The organism is Promicromonospora sp. NPDC090134, assembly GCF_044746965.1.
Lineage (GTDB): Bacteria > Actinomycetota > Actinomycetes > Actinomycetales > Cellulomonadaceae > Promicromonospora.
Genome location: NZ_JBIVCZ010000001.1, coordinates 1,217,390 through 1,235,981, shown reverse-complemented (window position 1 = coordinate 1,235,981; position 18,592 = coordinate 1,217,390). Strand labels below are relative to the sequence as shown.

At 73.2% G+C, this 18,592-nt stretch carries 17 protein-coding genes; 9 read left to right on the top strand and 8 right to left on the bottom strand.

Going from position 1 to position 18,592, the window contains the following annotated elements; genetic code table 11:
- Positions 1 to 27: 27 nt before the first annotated feature.
- Positions 28 to 2,046: a S9 family peptidase gene (locus tag ACIPN7_RS05440; protein ID WP_400538763.1), complete on the bottom strand. Its 2,019-nt coding sequence runs from the start codon at positions 2,044 to 2,046 to the stop codon at positions 28 to 30.
- 24 nt (positions 2,047 to 2,070) lie between these two features.
- On the opposite strand from ACIPN7_RS05440, the gene ACIPN7_RS05435 reads away from it, so the two are divergent.
- On the top strand, positions 2,071 to 2,640 hold the full coding sequence (locus ACIPN7_RS05435) for a PaaI family thioesterase (protein WP_400538761.1): 570 nt from the start codon (positions 2,071 to 2,073) through the stop codon (positions 2,638 to 2,640).
- Between the two features lie 201 nt (positions 2,641 to 2,841).
- On the opposite strand, the gene ACIPN7_RS05430 is transcribed toward ACIPN7_RS05435, so the two are convergent.
- Positions 2,842 to 3,327, bottom strand: a complete 486-nt coding sequence (locus tag ACIPN7_RS05430) for a DUF456 domain-containing protein (protein WP_400538759.1) — start codon at positions 3,325 to 3,327, stop codon at positions 2,842 to 2,844.
- Positions 3,328 to 3,388: 61 nt separating this feature from the next.
- Here ACIPN7_RS05430 and ACIPN7_RS05425 point away from each other — a divergent pair, with 61 nt between their 5' ends.
- Positions 3,389 to 4,231, top strand: a complete 843-nt coding sequence (locus ACIPN7_RS05425; protein ID WP_400538757.1) for an arylamine N-acetyltransferase — start codon at positions 3,389 to 3,391, stop codon at positions 4,229 to 4,231.
- Between the two features lie 31 nt (positions 4,232 to 4,262).
- On the opposite strand, the gene ACIPN7_RS05420 is transcribed toward ACIPN7_RS05425, so the two are convergent.
- Positions 4,263 to 4,616 carry a hypothetical protein gene (locus ACIPN7_RS05420; protein ID WP_400538755.1) on the bottom strand — a complete coding sequence of 118 codons (354 nt, stop codon included), beginning with the start codon at positions 4,614 to 4,616 and terminating at the stop codon, positions 4,263 to 4,265.
- A 482-nt stretch (positions 4,617 to 5,098) separates the two neighbouring features.
- On the opposite strand from ACIPN7_RS05420, the gene ACIPN7_RS05415 reads away from it, so the two are divergent.
- Genes ACIPN7_RS05415 through cobA form a run of 3 tightly spaced genes read left to right on the top strand, consistent with a single transcriptional unit; the run spans position 5,099 to position 9,022 of the window.
- Positions 5,099 to 6,844 carry a nitrite/sulfite reductase gene (locus ACIPN7_RS05415; protein WP_400538753.1) on the top strand — a complete coding sequence of 582 codons (1,746 nt, stop codon included), beginning with the start codon at positions 5,099 to 5,101 and terminating at the stop codon, positions 6,842 to 6,844.
- The gene (locus tag ACIPN7_RS05410; protein ID WP_400538751.1) at positions 6,841 to 7,701 is read left to right on the top strand and encodes a phosphoadenylyl-sulfate reductase; all 861 of its coding nucleotides are present in this window, start codon (positions 6,841 to 6,843) and stop codon (positions 7,699 to 7,701) included. Before ACIPN7_RS05415 ends, ACIPN7_RS05410 begins: the two co-directional genes overlap by 4 nt.
- Positions 7,694 to 9,022, top strand: a complete 1,329-nt coding sequence (cobA, locus tag ACIPN7_RS05405; RefSeq protein WP_400538749.1) for a uroporphyrinogen-III C-methyltransferase — start codon at positions 7,694 to 7,696, stop codon at positions 9,020 to 9,022. The genes ACIPN7_RS05410 and cobA overlap by 8 nt, the downstream gene beginning before the upstream one ends.
- Positions 9,023 to 9,092: 70 nt before the next feature.
- Here cobA and ACIPN7_RS05400 read toward each other — a convergent pair whose 3' ends face one another.
- Both ACIPN7_RS05400 and ACIPN7_RS05395 read right to left on the bottom strand, forming a co-directional pair.
- A complete protein-coding gene (locus ACIPN7_RS05400) occupies positions 9,093 to 9,788 on the bottom strand; it encodes a response regulator transcription factor (RefSeq protein WP_285101140.1) in 696 nt (231 codons plus the stop codon).
- Positions 9,785 to 11,287, bottom strand: a complete 1,503-nt coding sequence (locus ACIPN7_RS05395; protein ID WP_400538747.1) for a PspC domain-containing protein — start codon at positions 11,285 to 11,287, stop codon at positions 9,785 to 9,787. Before ACIPN7_RS05395 ends, ACIPN7_RS05400 begins: the two co-directional genes overlap by 4 nt.
- A gap of 136 nt (positions 11,288 to 11,423) precedes the next feature.
- Here ACIPN7_RS05395 and ACIPN7_RS05390 point away from each other — a divergent pair, with 136 nt between their 5' ends.
- Together ACIPN7_RS05390 and ACIPN7_RS05385 are read left to right on the top strand one after the other, a co-directional pair.
- Positions 11,424 to 13,058, top strand: coding sequence for a PspC domain-containing protein (locus ACIPN7_RS05390; protein WP_400538745.1), 1,635 nt, complete (start codon positions 11,424 to 11,426; stop codon positions 13,056 to 13,058).
- Positions 13,059 to 13,069: 11 nt separating this feature from the next.
- Positions 13,070 to 13,699, top strand: a complete 630-nt coding sequence (locus tag ACIPN7_RS05385; RefSeq protein WP_400538743.1) for a hypothetical protein — start codon at positions 13,070 to 13,072, stop codon at positions 13,697 to 13,699.
- Here ACIPN7_RS05385 and ACIPN7_RS05380 read toward each other — a convergent pair.
- Positions 13,696 to 14,139 carry an aromatic ring-opening dioxygenase LigA gene (locus ACIPN7_RS05380; protein WP_400538741.1) on the bottom strand — a complete coding sequence of 148 codons (444 nt, stop codon included), beginning with the start codon at positions 14,137 to 14,139 and terminating at the stop codon, positions 13,696 to 13,698. The two genes, ACIPN7_RS05385 and ACIPN7_RS05380, sit on opposite strands and share 4 nt — an antisense overlap.
- Before the next feature lie 80 nt (positions 14,140 to 14,219).
- Here ACIPN7_RS05380 and ACIPN7_RS05375 point away from each other — a divergent pair, with 80 nt between their 5' ends.
- Complete coding sequence (locus ACIPN7_RS05375) at positions 14,220 to 15,374, top strand: glycosyltransferase family 4 protein (protein ID WP_400538739.1); 1,155 nt, start codon at positions 14,220 to 14,222, stop codon at positions 15,372 to 15,374.
- Positions 15,375 to 15,485: 111 nt separating this feature from the next.
- On the opposite strand, the gene ACIPN7_RS05370 is transcribed toward ACIPN7_RS05375, so the two are convergent.
- Entirely contained in the window at positions 15,486 to 16,196 is a 711-nt protein-coding gene (locus ACIPN7_RS05370) for a DUF3800 domain-containing protein (RefSeq protein ID WP_400538738.1), read from the bottom strand.
- A gap of 131 nt (positions 16,197 to 16,327) precedes the next feature.
- Here ACIPN7_RS05370 and ACIPN7_RS05365 point away from each other — a divergent pair, with 131 nt between their 5' ends.
- Positions 16,328 to 16,954, top strand: a complete 627-nt coding sequence (locus ACIPN7_RS05365; RefSeq protein ID WP_400538736.1) for a prepilin peptidase — start codon at positions 16,328 to 16,330, stop codon at positions 16,952 to 16,954.
- Between the two features lie 43 nt (positions 16,955 to 16,997).
- Here ACIPN7_RS05365 and guaA read toward each other — a convergent pair whose 3' ends face one another.
- Positions 16,998 to 18,590, bottom strand: coding sequence for a glutamine-hydrolyzing GMP synthase (guaA, locus tag ACIPN7_RS05360; protein ID WP_400538734.1), 1,593 nt, complete (start codon positions 18,588 to 18,590; stop codon positions 16,998 to 17,000).
- Between the last annotated feature and the right edge of the window lie 2 nt (positions 18,591 to 18,592).

Genomic DNA, 18,592 nt, shown 5'->3' with positions numbered 1-18,592 from the left:
TCCTCGCACGCCCCGCTCCCCGCTGTGTCAGCCGACAGGCAGGTACCGCCGCCACCAGTCGAGGATGATCTCGAACCGCTGCTGCCGGTGCCGGGGGCGCCCCGACCTGGAGAGCTCGTGGTTCTCGCCGGGGAAGACCACCAGCTCCGTCTCCACCCCGTTCCCCTTGAGCGTCGAGTAGTAGCGCTCCGCCTGCGACAGCGGGCAGCGCAGGTCCAGCTCGGAGTGCAGCACGAGCGTGGGCGTCGTCACCTGCCCGGCCACGGCCTGGGGCGACTGCGCGGCCACCTGCTCGGGCTTCTCGCCCACGTACTCCAGGCCGAAGAACGAGCCGATGTCGCTCGTGCCGAAGAACACCTCGGGGTCGAGGAACCCGCGCTCCACGACCGCGCCCGCGAAGCGGTGGTCGTGGGTGACGGTCCAGGCCGTGAGGTACCCGCCGTACGAGCCGCCGAGCACGCCCACGCGGGACCCGTCCAGCCGCCCGTCCGCGGCGACCGCGCCGTCCAGGAAGTCCAGGACGTCGTGCAGGTCCACGGTGCCCATCGCCTGCTTGATCGTGCGGCCGTGCGCCTGCCCGTAGCCGGCCGAGCCGCGCGGGTTGCAGTAGACGACGGCGTACCCGGCGTCGACCAGCACCTGCGTCTCGTCGAACAGCCGCACGTCGTAGGACGCGTAGGGGCCGCCGTGGATCATCAGCAGGGTCGGGTGCGTGCCCGTCCCCTCGGGCACCGCGACCCAGCCGTGCACGGGATACCCGTCGCGCCCCGTGACGATCAGCCCGGTGGGGGTGACGACGCCGGCCGCGCGCAGGGGTGCGGAGAAGTCCGTGCGGGGGCTGATCCCGCCGCCCGCGACGACGCCCACCTCGCCGTAGGTGCCCGGGTCGCCGTAGGCGACGGCGATCGTGCCGCCCCCGACGCCGATGTCGGAGACGAGCACGTCTCCGCTGGTCAGCTGGGTTGTCGTGCCGTCGTCGGCGATGCGGACCACGTGCTGGGTGCCGCGGGTCGCGAGCACGAGCAGCACGCCGCCGTCGGCCAGCGGCACCGGCTCGTGACCCAGCTCCTGCGTCTCCGGGTCGGTGAGCCGGCGAGGCTCGGGGTCGGCCCAGGCGGACACCACGTACAGGGCCGCGTTGCGGGCCACGAAGTCCTTGCCCTCGGGGCCGTGGTCCTGGGCGAGCACGTACAGCTCGCCGCCCGGGCCGAACGCGACCGCCTGCGGGCCGAGCGTGCCGAGCTCCACCTCGGAGCCGCCCCCGGCGGCGCCCGCGCCCAGCGGCAGCACCCGCAGGATGCTGCGGCCCACCTGGCCCGCGCCCTGCTCGCGCTCGGCGAGCACGGCGATCGAGCGGCCGTCGGGCGTGAAGGCGATCCCGCCGTGGTCGACGTCGTCCGTGGTCACCCGGCGCGGTTCCGGCACCGCAGGGCGCGGCTCGGCCGGGCCCTGCGGGGTCGCGACGGGCTGGACCACGGGCTCCGCGTCGACGTCGGGCAGGTCGACGAGGTACACGTGCTGCGGGCGGTCTCGGTGGTAGCCCAGGCCGTTGCGCGTCCAGCTCCACTCCGTGATGCGGCGCGGGCCCTCGGCCGCCGGCGTGATGCCCTCGACCGAGCCGTAGCGCCCCGGCTCGGGCTCGCGGCTCAGGAACGCGAGACGTTTGCCGTCGGGCGACCAGCGGAACCCGCTCACGCCGAGCGTGCGGTCCGTGACCTGCACGGCCTCGCCGCCCGCGACCGGGAGCACCCAGAGCTGCGGGGCGCACTGCGGCTGCGCGCGCAGGAAGGCGACCAGGGCGCCGTCGGGCGAGAAGCGCGGTTCGGTGTCGCGGAAGCCGCGGGTGAGGCGGCGGGGTGCGTCGGTGGCGTCCGGGGCGGTGCCGGGGGCGACGTTCGTGGCGGCCAGCGGGACGCGCCAGAGCTGGCCCACGACGGCGTCGGCCTCCAGGTCGGGCCGGGTCACGGCGACGACGGCCCAGGTGCCGTCCGGGTGGACGGCGGGCCGGGAGACGGTGCGGATCAGGGGAAGGTCGGCTGCCTGCATGACCCGGACATTACCCTTGCGAACATGTCCGAAACACAGCAGACCGACGCGCCCGGCGCTCACGAGGCGACGAGCGCGCACGAGGCCTGGGGCGCACCGCGCAGCCGCGACCTGACCTGGTACGACCCGATCCAGACCGCGGCGCAGGCGCCGCTGACGTCCGGCGTCGAGTTCCTGCGCCGGATGCGCGACGGCCTCATCCCGCCCCCGCCGATCGCCTCCCACTTCGGCCTCGACATCGACGAGGTCGAGGAGGGGCGCGTGACCTTCCGGTGCACGCCCGACGAGTCCGGCTACAACCCGATCGGCACGATCCACGGCGGTGTGCTCTGCACGCTGCTCGACACGGTGTGCGGCTGCGCCATCCAGTCGGTGCTGCCGCAGGGCAAGGGCTACACCTCGATCGAGATCAAGGTGAGCTACGTCAAGGCCGTGCGCGGCGGCGGCGGACCGCTCACCGCCGAGGGCACGGTCGTCAAGGCCGGCTCCCGCGTGGGCTTCACCGAGGGCGTGGTGCGGGACGCGACGGGCGCGGTGGTCGCGACGGCGTCGAGCACCCTGCTGATCTTCGACCTCCCGACGCCGACGGCCTGACGCCGTCGGCCCCCCGACGGACGGACCCGCTGGGCCCGTCCGCCCGCCCGCCGAAGGTGCGCTTCTACCCAGTCATCGGGCCCGTAACCATGCTGTTTTCGGGCCCAATGGCTGGGTAGAAGCGCACCTTTGCGGCCGGGCCCGACGCCCGCCCCCGTGCGGCCTGTCCGGCCGCGGCGTCAGCCCGTGATGTACGCGGCGTCAGCCCGTGATGAAGAGGCCGACCACCCACGCGCCCGTCGCGATCAGCGAGCCCACGAGCTGCACGCCGATGGTGATCAGCGTGGCCTGGACGGCGGCCTTGGTGGCGCCCCAGGCGGCCGACACGTCCTTGCGGCGCGCCCACTCCAGCAGGAAGATCGCGGCGACGAAGAACAGGAACAGGCCGATCACGGGCACCACGAAGAAGCCGATGATGCCCGCGATGCCGCCCACGGCGAGGGTCAGCACGGGTACCTCGGCCTTGCGCATGTGCTTGCCGGCGAGGATCCACTGGAACACCTCGGCGACGGCGATGGCCACCGCGGCGATGCCGAACACGACCCAGGCCTGGACGCCGCCCGTGAAGATGGCCCACACGAGGATCCCGCCCAGCACGAGCACCGCGCCGGGCAACACCTGCACGACGATGCCGATCAGCCCGGCCAGGATTACGACACCGACGAGTACCTCTGCCCAAACGTCCACGGCCGCACACTAGCCTGCTGGTGCAAATCGGACACCGAGCCAGATGTATATCCTGCTCGCCATGAAGCACGAGGCGTCCGGCTACCTCGCCCGGCTGGGCCTGGAGGCGCGGCCCCCGGCGACGGTCGGGACGCTGTTCGAGATCCACCGGCGGCACGCGGAGCGCATCCCGTACGAGAACCTGCACACCATGCTCGGCGACCCGCCGCCCATCGACGCGACGTCGACCCTGGCGCGCGTGGCCGCGGGCGGCAACGCCGGCTACTGCTTCCACCACAACGGCGTCATGACGACGGCGCTCCGGGCGCTCGGCTTCGACGTCGTCCCGGCGTGGGGCCACAACTGGGACGACGAGGCCGAGCGGCGGGACCTGCACGTGGGGCACCTGGCGCTGTCGGTGCGCGGCCTGCCGACCGACGAGAACCCGGGCGGCGCCTGGTGGCCCGACGTCGGCTGCGGCGACGGGCTGCACGAGCCGCTGCCCCTGGCCGCGGGCGAGTACCGGCAGGGCCCGTTCACCTATCGGCTCGACGTGCGCGACGACGGCTGGACGTTCCACCACGACGCCCAGGGCAGCTTCGGCGCCGTCGACATCTTCGACGAGGCGCTCACGCCCGAGCAGGCGGACGCCGCCCACCGCCGGCTGACCGCGCCGGACGGCGGGTCGTACGCCCGCAAGCTGGTGGTGCAGCGCCGCCTGCCCAGTGCCGCGGAGACGCTGCGCGGCTGCCAGTTCACGCGGACCGGGTCACGCGCGGAGCAGGTCGAGCTCACTGCGTACGACGACTGGCGCGACGGCCTGCGGACGCTCGGCATCACGCTGCGGGGCATCGACGACGACGCCCTGCGCGCGCTGTTCGACCGCAGCCTGGCGGCGCACCGCGACTGGCTGGCGACGCGCTAGCGGCGTCGGCCTGCCCGGTGCGCCCCGGGTGTCAGTTCCAGAACACCGCGACCGCGATGTTCACCAGGGTGAGCCCGAGCACGGAGCCCTTGAGGCCCTGCGACACGTTCTCGCCCTTGCGCACCGCGATGACGGCCAGCACGGCGACGGCGAGCGCGATGACCAGCTTGACGCCGATCTTCGCCATCGACGGGCCACCGTCGTCCCAGAGGCCGCCCATCTCGGCGATGCCGACCATGATGACGCCCGCGACGACGGCTCCCATGGCACCGTGCGAGACACCCTTGTAGAGGGCCTTGGTCCGCAGCGACGCGATCGAGCCGCCGAAGACGAGAGCCCAGCTCGCGAAGTGCAGGAACACGAAGACGTTGTAAAGGAACTCCATGGTCGGCAGCCTATCCGCGGCAGGGGTTCGAATCGCCCGAATACCGCGCGACGCGCGCGGTCGTGACAATTTTCACAAGGTCGACCGGAACGGGCCCCGACCGGATTTCCCGACCGTTTAGGTCGGGAAATGCATAGGCAACATTGATGCACTCGATAGATATCCACTATATGGACATGGTCTTCCACCCGTCCGAAGCCGCGGTTACGGTCTTCGCCATGACCAAGGCAGCGCGCATCTCCCTCGTGACAACGCGTCACGAGATGCCCATGTGTGCCATGCCGACCTGTGCCTGCGACCGCTGTCGCAGCTGTCAGCCCTGACGCGCCCCTCGCCCCCTGCAAGGTCAGCGCGCGCCGCCGGCCCGCAGCGCTGAGTCCCTGGTCATCCCCGGGAACCGGCCTCCTGTGCCCGCACGACGCGCACCACTCCCCCAGCACGCTCCACGCCCGCGCGCCCCGCACCGGAACAGGACCCCGCACATGGTGAACACGGCCCCCACCCCGCCCGAGACCCGCACCCCGGCACGGCGCACGCCCACGACGTCGAAGCGCCCGGCCCGGCCGAACGGCCAGTGGAAGGTCGACGGCACCGCTCCGCTGAACCACAACGAGGAGTTCAAGCAGGAGTCCGACCCCCTGGAGGTCCGCGACCGCATCGAGCGGATCTACGCCAAGGAGGGCTTCGACGCCATCCCCGGCGACGACCTGCACGGCCGGTTCCGTTGGTGGGGCCTGTACACGCAGCGCAAGCCCGGGATCGACGGCGGCAAGACCGCCACGCTGGAGCCGCACGAGCTCGAGGACAAGTTCTTCATGCTGCGCGTGCGGATCGACGGCGGCGCCCTGACCACCGAGCAGCTCCGCACCATCGCCGGCATCAGCACGGAGTTCGGCCGCGGGTCGGCGGACATCACCGACCGGCAGAACCTCCAGCTGCACTGGATCGAGGTCGAGTCGGTGCCGGAGATCTGGCGGCGGCTGGAGGCCGTGGGGCTGAGCACCACCGAGGCCTGCGGCGACGTGCCGCGCGTGATCCTCGGCAGCCCGGTGGCGGGCGTCGCGAAGGACGAGCTGATCGACCCGACGCCCGTGATCGAGCAGATCCAGGAGCGCTTCATCGGCGATCCCGCCCTGGCCAACCTGCCGCGCAAGTTCAAGTCGGCCATCACCGGCCACCCGAGCCTCGACGTCGTGCACGAGATCAACGACATCTCGTTCGTCGCCGTGGACCATCCCGACCTCGGGATCGGCTACGACCTGTGGGTCGGCGGCGCGCTGTCCACGGCGCCGCGCCTCGCGGAGCGCCTGGGGGTGTTCGTCACCGAGGAGCAGGCGCCCGACGTGTGGCACGGCGTGGTCCGGATCTTCCGCGACTACGGCTACCGCCGGCTGCGCAACAAGGCGCGCCTGAAGTTCCTGCTCGCCGACTGGGGCGTGGAGAAGTTCCGCCAGGTGCTGCAGGACGAGTACCTGGGCTACGAGCTGCCCGAGGGCGTCGCCCCGCCGTCGCCCGCCTCGCTGGGGCTGGACGAGCGTGGCGACCACGTGGGTGTGTACGAGCAGCACGACGGCCGGTTCTACGTGGGCGCCGCGCCGACGGTCGGCCGCGTCTCGGGCGAGACGCTGGCGCTTCTCGCCGACCTCGCCGAGGCGCACGGCAGCAGCCGAGTCCGGTTGACGCCGCAGCAGAAGCTGCTGGTCCTCGACGTCGCGCAGGAGGAGGTCGAGCCGCTGGTGGCCGGCCTGGCCGAGCTGGGCCTGCAGGCGCGACCGAGCCCGTTCCGCCGCAACACCATCGCCTGCACCGGCATCGAGTACTGCAAGCTCGCGATCGTCGAGACCAAGGCGACGTCGGCCGCGGCGATCACGCAGCTCGAGGAACGCCTCGGCGACCTCACGAACCTCAAGCCGCTGAGCCTGCACGTCAACGGCTGCCCCAACTCGTGCGCGCGGATCCAGACCGCCGACATCGGCCTCAAGGGCCAGCTCGTGATGGACGACGACGGCAACCAGGTGCCCGGATTCCAGGTGCACCTGGGCGGCGGCCTGGCCTCGACGGACCGGGACGACGCCGGGCTCGGCCGCACCGTGCGCGGGCTCAAGGTGACCGCCGACGGCATCGGCGACTACGTGGAGCGGGTCGTGCGCCGGTACGAGGCCGACCACGACGGCGACGAGACGTTCGCGCAGTGGGCGCACCACGCCGACGAGGAGGCCCTCCGATGACGGCCACCGACGAGGCGCCCGCCTCCTCTCTCGCGCTCTCCGGGCTCGGCCCGGGCGAGAACCCGCGCCTGGCGCGGGTCCGCGCCCGCGCCGCGGCCCGCGAGAGCACCCGTGACGCGCGCCGGGCCGCCCGGGCCACGCGCCGCCGTCGGACGCCGGAGGAGCTGCGGGCCGTCGTGGAGCGCGGGCAGGCCCAGCTGCACGCCTCGGCCGGCAGCCCCGAGGCGGACGCCGAGGCCGTCATCGCCTGGGCCGTGCGCGAGTTCGGGCCGTGGCTGGCCGTGGCCTCCTCGATGCAGGACACCGTGCTGTCGCACCTGGTGGCACAGCAGCTCCCGTTCGTGGACGTGCTGTTCGGCGACACCGGCTACCACTTCGCGGAGACCCTGGGCACCCGGGGCGCCGTCGAGATCGAGCTGGACGTGAACGTCGTGGACGTGCGCCCCGAGCTGACCGTGGCCGAGCAGGACGCCGCCTACGGACCCCGGCTGCACGACACCGACCCCGAGGCCTGCTGCGCGATGCGCAAGGTCGCGCCCATGAAGAAGGCGCTGGAGGGCTACGAGGCGTGGGCCACCGGCGTGCGCCGCGAGGAGACGGCGGCGCGGGCCAACGCGCCGCTCGTGTCCTGGGACGAGCGCAACGGCGTGGTGAAGATCAACCCGATCGCGGCGTGGACGGACGAGCAGGTCGCGGACTACGCGGACCGGCACGGGCTGATCGTGAACCCGCTCCTGACCGACGGCTACCCGTCGGTCGGCTGCGAGCCCTGCACCGCGCGCCCGCTGCCGGGGCAGGACGCACGCTCGGGCCGCTGGGCCGGGCGCGACAAGGACGAGTGTGGTCTCCATGTCTGACGCCGCGCAGTCTGACGCCGCACGGTCTGACGCCGCACGGTCTGATGCCGCACGGTCTGACGCCGGCCAGATCTACCCGCTGGGGCTCCAGGTCACCGGACGGCTCGTCGTCGTGGTCGGCGGCGGTCCCGTGGCCGCGCGCCGGGTGCGTTCCCTGCTCGACGCCGGGGCGCGGGTGCGCGTGATCGCGCCGCATGTCGTGCTCGGCGAGCAGGGGATCCCCGTCGCGTCGGAGACGCCCGACCCCGTGGACGGCGAGCCGGCACCAGGAACCGTGCAGTGGGTGCGGCGCGAGTACCGCACGGGCGACCTCGACGGCGCCTGGCTCGCGCACACGGCCACGGGTTCGGCCGCGACGGACCAGCAGGTGGCCGACGACGCCGAGCGTGCCCGGATCTTCTGCGTCACCGCGGGCGACGCGTCCGTGGGCAGCGCGTGGGTCCCGGCCGTCGCCCGGACCACCCTGACCGACGGCGCCGAGGTGACCGTCGCGGTGACCGCCGGCCGGGACCCGCGGCGTGCGCGGGCGATCCGGGACGCGGTCGCGGGCCAGCTCCAGTCGGGTGCGCTGCCGCTGCGGCGCCAGCGGGCGCGGGGCGGCGCGACGCCCGGCCGCGTCTGGCTCGTCGGCGGCGGCCCGGGCGACACGGGCCTCCTCACGGCCCGCGGCCGCGCGGTCCTGGCCCAGGCCGACGTCGTCGTCGTGGACCGGCTCGGCCCCCGCGCCCTGCTCGACGAGCTCGCGCCCGAGGTCGAGGTGATCGACGTCGGCAAGACCAGCGGCAACCACCCGGTGCCGCAGCACGAGATCAACGCGCTGCTGGTCCAGCACGCCCGGGCGGGGCGCGACGTCGTGCGCCTCAAGGGCGGCGACCCGTACGTGTTCGGCCGCGGCGGTGAGGAGCTCGCGGCCTGCCGCGATGCGGGCGTCGAGGTCGAGGTCGTTCCGGGCGTGACGTCGGCGGTCTCGGTCCCGGCCGCCGTCGGCATCCCGGTGACGCACCGCGGCCTCGCCCGCGGCTTCAGCGTCCTGACCGGTCACGACGGCGCCGCGACCGTCCCAGGCGGACCGGACCACACGCTCGTGCTGCTCATGGGTGTGACCCACCTGGCCGACACGGCGGCGGCGCTGATCACCGCCGACCGCCCGGCGGACACCCCGGCCGCCGTGGTCGAGGACGGCTACGGCCCGCGCCAGCGGGTCACGGTCGGCACGCTCGCGACGATCGCGGCCCGCGCCGCCGAGGCGGGCGTGAAGCCCCCGGCCATCATCGTGGTCGGCGACGTGGTCCGCCTCAGCCCGGCCTGGCCGGTCCCCTAGCTCGTTGAGTGCTGGGTATTCGTTGGCGCGAAGGCCATCAACCCACAAATACCCAGCACTCAACGGAACCTCAGAGCAGCCGGCGAGCCACCGCCCAGCGGGTCAGCTCGTACCGCGAAGAGAGCTGCAGCTTGCGGAGCACCGCGCTCACGTGCGTCTCGACCGTCTTGATCGAGATGAACAGCTCGCTCGCCACCTCGCGGTAGGAGTACCCGCGCGCGATGAGCCGCATGACCTCCTGCTCGCGCTTCGAGAGGCGGTCCAGCTCGTCGTCGGCCACCGCGATGTCGTTCGCGGAGGCGCCGAACGCGTCCAGCACGAACCCGGCAAGCCGCGGCGAGAACACGGCGTCGCCGCCCGCGACCTGCACCACCGCGGACGACAGCTCGGACGGCGCGATGTTCTTGGTGACGTAGCCGCGAGCGCCCGCCCGGATCACGGAGACGACGTCCTCCGCGGCGTCGGACACGGAGAGCGCGAGGAACCGCACGCCGTCGGTGAGCAGGTCGGCGCAGCGCTGCACCACCTCGGCGCCGCCACCGCCGTTGCCGCCGGGCAGGTGCACATCGAGCAGCACCACGGGCGGGCGGTGCTCGTGCACCTGCGCCACGGCGGTGTCCACGTCGGAGGCCTCGCCGACCACGGTCACGCGGTCGTCCAGCGAGGCGCGCACGCCCGTGCGGAACAGGTGGTGGTCGTCCACGAGCACCACCGGTACCGGGAGCGGCACCAGCCCGCCGCCCGACGCCGTCGCCTGGGTTGTCATCTCGTCGCACCTTCCGCTGTGGTGGGCACGGCGTCGGGGGCCGTCTCGGCCCGCGTCCTGCCGTTCTTCTCGGTCTTCTTCTCGCCGCCCGCGGGCTTGCGGTCGCCGTTCGCCGGCTTCCGGTCGCCGTTCCCGGGCTTCCGGTCGCCGTTGGCCGGACGGCGGTCGCCGTTCGCGGGCTTCTCCAGCGGCATCCGCAGCCGTACCTCGGTGCCCCATCCTTCCCGGCTGACGACCTCGGCGGTGCCGCCACGCCGTCGGACCCGCCCGAGGATCGACTCGCGGACCCCGAACCGGTCGACCGCGATCTCGTCGAGGTCGAACCCGTCGCCCCGGTCGCGGACGAACACCTCGGCCACGGAGTCGGTGACCTCCAGGTACACGGACACGGGCGGCTTGCCGTGCTTGAACGCGTTGAGCATCGCCTCGCGCGCGGCCTGCAGCAGCGCCGCGGTGCACTCGGTGGGCGGGCAGTCGCCCACGATGACCGTCTCGACGGTGAGCGGCGCGACGGCGTCCTCGATCTCGGCGACCAGGTCCTTCAGCTCGGCGGCCACGGACGTGCCCGGCTCCTGCCGGTCGTCGTAGAGCCAGCCGCGCAGCTCGCGCTCCTGGGCCCGGGCCATGCGGGCGACCGCCTCGGGGTCGTTGGCCTGGGCCCGGATCAGGGCGAGGGTCTGGAGCACCGAGTCGTGCAGGTGGGCGGCGATGTCGGCGCGCTCGGACTCGCGGGCGCGGGCGGCGCGCTCGTCGCCGAGCTGCCGCACGAGCCGGATCCACCAGGGCACCGACACGAGCACGAGGCCCGCCACCATCGCGACCGACGCGACGGTGGCCTGCATCAGCACCGTCACGGGCGTGTCCTGCCCCACGAGCATCAGCACGCCCAGCATCGTCAGCACCACGCCGCCGGCGAGCCGCAGCAGCGCCGTCCGCGAGCGCAGGAGCGAGCCGGTGCCCGACCCGCCGACCCAGCGGTCCCGGTCGGTCACGTCGATCTGGCTCCAGGCGAGGGCCACGCCGCCGAGCCCGATGAGGGCGGGCAGCACCCAGGAGGCGACCGGGTCCCAGCCCGCGCGGTACGCGACGAGCAGCGCGGCGCCGGACAGCAGGGCCACGCCGAGCCAGATGTCGCGCGCCGCGAGCCGGGAGACCGGCCCGGACAGCCGCATGCGCTCGGCGAGGGAGGCGGCGTTGCGTTCCTGCGCGCCGGCGTCGGCGTCCGCGTCCGTGGTCAGGCGCGGCGCGAGCCGGGCGCGGTCGGTGGGCACGGCGGCCACGGGCACGGTCGGGACGCCAGCGGGGATCGTCACCCACCAGAAGACGTAGGCGACCACCCCGGCCCCGGCGAAGCCGCTGAGCACGACGAACGCGAGCCGGACCAGCCACACCGGCAGGCCGGTGTGCGCCGCCAGGCCGGCGGCCACGCCGGCCAGCCAGCGGCCGCTGTGTCCCGGCCCGGCCTTGCCGGGTCTGCGGAGGGTGAGTCTTTGGTTCACACCCTGATCGTCACATGTCCCCGAGCCCCTGAACATGGCTGAGCCTGGATCTCAGGGTGCTGCGCGGGGGTAACCAGGGTCGGTTCAGGGCAGGTCCCGATGCCGCATCCGCCGCGGGTCGACAAGCATGGATGTCATGAGCACCGACGAGACGCGTCCCGAGGACGCCACGAGAGAACCGGGTGGCCCGGCCGACGCCAGGTCTGTCGGCCCGGACCCTGTGGACCCCGCGTCCACCCCCACACCCGACGCAGCCGCCGACCCGAACGCCGGCCCTGCACCCGCCGCCCCCGGCCAGCGGCCGTACCCGGAGACGGGCTTCTTCGCCTCGATCCGCCGCGGCCTGTTCCCGCGTTCCGACCAGCGCTGGGTGGGCGGCGTCGCCGGCGGCGTCGCCGAGCGGATCGGCTGGGACCCGCTGCTGGTCCGCGGCCTGCTGATCATCAGCTTCTTCCTGGGCGGCCTCGGCCTCGTCGCGTACGGCGTCGCCTGGGCGCTGCTCCCCGAGCGTGACGGGCGGATCCACCTGCAGGAGGCGATGCGCGGCAACTTCGACGTCGCCATGCTCGGTGCGGTGGCGGTCTTCCTGGTCGGGTTCGCCTGGGGCGGCCCGCTGGGCTGGTGGGACAACGGCGGCTGGGAGTGGCTCGCCGTCATCTTCTGGCTCGCCGTCGTCGGGGTGGTGCTCTACCTCATCGTCCAGGGCGTGCAGCGGTCGCGGGACAACAACGTGGCCCGCAGCCAGGGCAACGCCCCGGGCACGCCGACCGGTACGCCGACGCCGGGTGCGCCCACGCCGGGTACCCCCGTCGGCATCCCGACGCCGGGCGCGCCGACCCCGGGCGCGCCGTCCGGCACGACGGCGCCGTTCACGCCGGCACCCCAGGTCGACTACCGCCGGAACGAGGGCCTGGTCTACGCGACCGGCGCCGGTCCCCGGCACCAGGGCCAGTCGCTCCAGTCCGCGTACCGTCCGGCCCCGGCCGCGACGCACCCGCCGCAGCCGGTCTACACCGCACCCCCGGTGCGTACCTCGCGTGGCCCGGGCGGCGCCGCCGTCGGCATCACGCTCGGCGTGATCCTGCTGGCGGGAGCCCTGCTGCTGGCGGCCGAGCGTCTGAACGGCGGTAGCTACGTGCTCGACGGCGGCGTGACGTTCCTGGCCGCCTGGCTGGGTCTCGGCACCGTGGCGCTCGGCGTCGCGATCCTCGTCTCGGGTCTGCGCGGCCGCACCAGCGGCGTGCTCGGCTTCTTCGCGATCGTCGCCCTGCTGTTCGGTGTCACGTACGTGGGCATCGCCGGCACCACCACCCGTGACTGGGTGGACGACGCCGTGGTGAGCGGGCAGGAGATCGAGGGCATCATCACCGAGAACGACAACCCGGACGCCGCCTCGATCACCGAGGGGACGATCGCCGTCCAGACGCTGCGCGAGGCCGAGAACGGCTTCTACGTGCAGTGGGGCGACCCGACCATCGACCTGTCGGAGCTCAACCTGTCCCGGGTCGAGCCCGGCGACCCGGTCGTCGTGCCCATCCAGCTCGGCGCGGGCCAGACCTCCGTGATCGTGCCGAAGGACGTGGCGGTCGACGCGAACGCCTACGTCGCCGCCGGGGTCGTCCAGTGGAACGTCGACGACCAGGACCGCTCCACGAGCGGCGTCGGCTCCGACAACTACTTCGCGAGTGACGAAGTCGGCGACGAGGGCGCCGTGCTCAGCCTCGACATCGAGGCCGGCGCGGGCGAGGTCATCGTCTCCGAGAGCAACTGAGGGAGCACGCCATGACCGACCAGACGAACGACCGGAAGAACCCGAGCGAGATCCCCGGCGGGCCCGAGGGCCAGGACACGAGCGAGAACATGGACCACACGACCACGAACGACCCGGACACCACCGAGGTGCTGCCGGCCCAGGCCACCCCACCGACCCAGAAGATCGCGGTGGACGACACGCAGCACGTTCCCGCGACGTCCGCACCGGAGGGCGAGGTGCACCCCGCCTACGGCATCGCTGCGGCGCGGGTCGAGGCGGAGGCCGCCGCGGCGGAGGTCCACGACGCCCCCGTGCGGGACGACTCCGACCCCCTCGCGCCCCTGCGCGAGCCGGCACCCGGGGCGACCTCGGCGCCGGGGGCGACCCCTCCGCCGTCGGGCAACCCGGCTCTGCCCGCGCCGGCCCGCCCCACCCAGGCGGTCCAGCCCGTGCAGCCGGCGGCTCCCGCCGCCCCCAAGCGGGGCCCGCGCGTGGGGACGGCGGTGTGGGGCCTGATCGTGATCGCGGTCGGGCTGGGCATCCTCGCGGTGGCGGCCGGCGTGGTGTTCGACCTGGGCGTGGCCCTGATCGTGCTGCTCGGCGCCGCGGGCGTGATCCTCGTCGCCGGTTCCGTGATCTCCAGCGTCCGACGGCGCTAAGGGATCCGGGCCAGTCTCTGCAGTGCTCCCCCGATCACGCCCAGGACGATCCCGAGCCCGACCACCAGGGCACAGACCCCGAACGCGACCACCGAGGTGAACAGCGACGCACGCAGGAACGACGCGTCCATCACGGTGTCGCGGACGGGGTCGTCCTGTTCCAGCTCGGCGTACGTCGCCCCGCCGGACGCCTCGAGGGCGTGGTGGTTGATGATGTCCGCCTGGGCGTAGGCCGTGAGCGGTCCCTGCACCGGCTGACCTGCAAAGACGCCTCCCATGAACGTGGAGTCGTCGGAGACGGTGATCTTCTCGGCGGAGAGCTGGGTCGCGACGAGAATCCACACGGCGATCCCCGCCACGATCATGATGATCGCGGCGACGATGACGAACACACCAGCACCCTTGACCCCTTTGACGGGGACTTTCGTGTAGTCGCTCATCCTGCAACGCTAAGTACGGACCCCGCGCCGCGCGCGGCGTAGCGCCAGGCAGGAGGCCCGCCGGTGCGAGGATGGCGGGCGTGCGCATCACCCACGTGTCCGACACCTACCTTCCGCTGCTGGGCGGGATCGAGTCCCAGGTGAGCCGCCTGGCCGCGCAGCAGGTCGCGGCGGGGCACGACGTCGAGGTCATCACGACCACCCCCGCGGCGCCCGGCGCGCACGGGGTGAGCACCGCCGTCGTGGACGGCGTCGTCGTGCACCGGATCGCCGCGCGCATCCCGGGCGGCTGGCCGATCCACCCGCGCTCCACCGCGCACGTGACCGCCCGCCTGCGAGCGGCGATCGCCCGGGGCGAGCGACCCGACGTCGTGCACCTGCACATGGGGGTGCTCGCCCCCACCGCGCAGGCCGCGCTGCGGCCGGTGACCCGGCTGGGGCTGCCCGCGGTGCTGACCGTGCACAGCGTGTGGGGCAACGCGTCGCGCCTCTTCGCCGCCTCCGACGCCGCGGCGGGCTGGTCCCGCTGGCCCGTGCGCTGGTCGGCGGTCAGCGGGATGACGGCGGAACCCCTGCGCCGGCTGCTGCGCCCCGGGGCCGACGTCGCGATCCTGCCCAACGGCCTCGATCTCGCTTCCTGGCGGGTGCCGCGCACCGAACGCGCGAACCGGCCCGAGGGCTCGGCCGTGCACGTGGTCTCGGCCGCACGGTTCGCGCCGCGCAAGCGCATGCTGCCGCTGCTCGCCGCGATCGCCGACGCCGTGGGCCGGCTCCCGGAGGGCTCGCTGTTCGTGACGCTGGCCGGCGACGGCCCGGAACGCGGCGCAGCGCGGAAGTTCGTCGCGGAGCACGGCCTGCGCGACGTCGTCTCCCTGCCCGGCCGCCTCACCGCCACCGAGCTCAAGCGCCTGTACGCGCGCGCCGACGTGTACGCCGCGCCCTCCTCCGACGAGGCCTTCGGGATCGCCGCCCTGGAGGGACAGGCCGCGGGGCTGGCCGTGATCGCCCACTCCCGGTCGGGCCTGGCCGAGCGCGTGGTCGACGGCGCCAACGGCCTGCTGGTGCCCGACGACGTGGCGCTGACCGCCGCGCTCGTGCGGCTCGCGGCCGAGCCCGGCCTGCTCGACGGGCTGCTGGTGGCCGCGGCGACACCGCCGTCGGGCGTGGACTGGCCGGACGTCCTGGCCACGACGGACCGGGTCTACGCGGAGGCGGCGACGCTGGCGCAGGCGTGACGGCCGGACCCCGTTCTCCGCGCGGTTCCCGTGCTAGCCTGGCAACGCGTGACGCCCAAGGGCCTTACGCAATGCCTCAGACCCTCGCCGACGGCGAGGGTCTTTGTGCTTCTACGGGAGAGGGGACGGTTCCCACGTCCAGCACCGTGTGACGCATGGCTCGATGTGGACCCACATGCGCTCGATGGCGCGCAACTGCCGGTCATCCGTCTCGGTGATGGCGGACCGACGGTGATGCATGAACGCGACAAGGTCAGCCGCCTGCAGCAGCCTGCTGTGCCGGGACGGGCCGAAATGGATCGTGTCCAGCAGCGACGGCAGTCTTGAGCTCCGGTAGCCCGGGGTCCCGTTCGTCCGGTAGCCGCGGAAGCTCTCCCGGTGACGCTCGGACGAATGGATCTCGTCCGCGACGACGACCAGCCGATCACCCAGTTCCGTCGCCACGGAGTCGACGTTCTCCAACAGGTGCCCCAGCACGACGTCGTGCGGGGGCCAGGCGGCCTCTCCGTAGCGTTCCTTCTGCTTGGCGACGTTCATGCCCCGGAGCACCACATGAGCGCCGGACTTCCCGATCACCTCCAGAGCACGCGCATAGACATTGATCTGCTGACGGATCTGCAGTGCACCCCACTCGCCGTGCCCGTTGAACAGTTCGTGCCCGTGGAGCTCGGCGCTGGCGGGGAGCGCCGTCGTCCGGGCGTACTCCTGGACGATCGCATCCAACCCCTTCTCGATGGCAACAGCGGAGTCGGAGTTCACGATGACGGCGGCGAGAAAGAAGTAGCCCTTGGAGTAGGACTCATCTACATAAGCGAGGAGCACGCGACGACCGTAGGGCAGATCACCAGGCGACGCGCGTCGGCTGGGTATTGCTTGTGGACAACCACGTCGTCCGGGCAACTTCGACGGCCGGTTCCACTGCAGTGTCTGGCGCGCGCCGATAGCCTCCCCGGGTGAGCCCCTCCGAACCGGCCCCGACGAGCCCGGTGGAACCCTTCGCCGTCCGGCACTACCGGCGGGCGCGGGCCGAGGTGGCGCCCTGGGCGCGGACCGTCGGAGTCGTCGCCGTGATCGCCGCGGCGTGGGCGCTCTGGGCGAGCGGGCCGGGCTGGCTCACGCCCGCCTATCTGGTGCTCGCGGTCATGGGCGCGGCGCTCGGCGTGATCGACGCACACACCCACCGGCTGCCCGACGCGCTGGTGTTCCCCCTGACCTGGGCGACGGCGGTGCTGCTCGCCGTGGCCGCCCTCGGCACCGGGTCGTGGGGCGACCTCGGCCGGGCCGTGCTGGGCGGGCTCGCCTTCTTCGCCCTCTACCAGGTGCTCTACTGGGTCTCCCCGCGCGGCGGGATCGGGTACGGCGACGTCAAGCTCTCACTGAGCCTGGGCGCGTTCCTGACGTGGCACTCGTGGGCCACGCTGCTGGTCGGCGTCTTCGCCGCGCACCTGGTGGCCGGCCTGGTCGCGATCGTGCTGCTGCTCGGCCGGCGCGCCGGCTGGAAGTCGGGCATCGCGTTCGGCCCGTACCTGCTGCTCGGCACCGCGATCGGCCTGACCTGGGCCCGCCTGACCGGCTGGTGAACGACCGCGGCCCCGCCCCGCAGAGGGACGGGGCCGCAGGACGTCACTCCCACTCGATGGTGCCCGGCGGCTTGCTCGTCACGTCGAGCACCACGCGGTTGACCTCACGCACCTCGTTGGTGATGCGCGTCGAGATGACCGACAGCACGTCGTACGGCAGGCGCGTCCAGTCCGCCGTCATCGCGTCCTCGGACGAGACCGGACGCAGCACGATCGGGTGGCCGTAGGTGCGGCCGTCGCCCTGGACGCCCACCGAGCGGACGTCGGCGAGCAGCACCACGGGGCACTGCCAGATCTCGTTGTCCAGGCCGGCCTTCGTCAGCTCCTCGCGGGCGATCGCGTCGGCGCGGCGCAGGATCTCCAGGCGCTCGGCCGTGATCTCGCCGACGATCCGGATGCCGAGGCCCGGGCCGGGGAACGGCTGGCGCGAGACGATCTCCTCGGGCACGCCGAGCTCGCGGCCCACCGCGCGGACCTCGTCCTTGAACAGGGTGCGCAGGGGCTCGACCAGCTCGAAGTCCAGGTCGTCGGGCAGGCCGCCCACGTTGTGGTGGCTCTTGATGTTGGCCGCGCCCTCGCCGCCGCCGGACTCCACGACGTCCGGGTACAGCGTGCCCTGCACGAGGAACTTGACCTCCTCGCCGTGCGCGCCGGCCTCGGCGACGATGTCCCGCTGCGCGTCCTCGAACACGCGGATGAACTCGCGGCCGATGATCTTGCGCTTGGTCTCCGGGTCGCTCACGCCGGCGAGCGCCGTCAGGAAGCGCTCCTTCTCGTCGCGGATCACCAGGTTGACGCCGGTCGAGGCGACGAAGTCGGTCTCGATCTGCTCGACCTCGCCGGCCCGCATGAGGCCGTGGTCCACGTGCACGCAGGTGAGCTGGTCGCCCACGGCCTGCTGCACGAGCGCGGCCGCGACCGCGGAGTCGACGCCGCCGGACAGCGCACAGATCACGCGGGCGTCACCGATCTGCGCCTTGATGGCGGCGACCTGGTCGGCGATGACGTTGCCGGGCGTCCAGTCGGGCTTGAGCCCCGCGCCCTCGTAGAGGAAGTGCTCCAGCACCGTCTGACCGTGCGCGGAGTGCTTGACCTCGGGGTGCCACTGCACGCCGAACAGGCGGCGGCGGGTGTCCTCGAAGGCGGCGACGGGCGCACCCTCCGACGTCGCGAGGACCTCGAAGCCGACGGGCGCCTTGTGCACGGCGTCGCCGTGGCTCATCCACGCGGTCTGGTGCTCGGGGGTGTCGGCGAGCAGCACGCCCGAGGCGCACACCTCGACCTCCGTGCCGCCGAACTCGCTCAGCCCGGTCTGCGCGACCTCGCCGCCGAGTGCCTGCGCCATGGCCTGGAAGCCGTAGCAGATGCCCATGACGGGCACGCCGGCCTCGAAGAGCTTGGGGTCCACGAACGGGGCGCCTGCCGCGTACACGGACGAGGGGCCGCCGGACAAGATGATGGCCACGGGGTCCTTGGCGAGCATCTGCTCGACCGTGAACGTGTGCGGCACGATCTCCGAGTACACCTTGGCCTCGCGCACGCGGCGCGCGATCAGCTGGGCGTACTGCGCGCCGAAGTCGACGACGATGACCGGGCGGGGGGTCTGCGGCTGGTTCTCAGGGGCAGTGGACGACACGC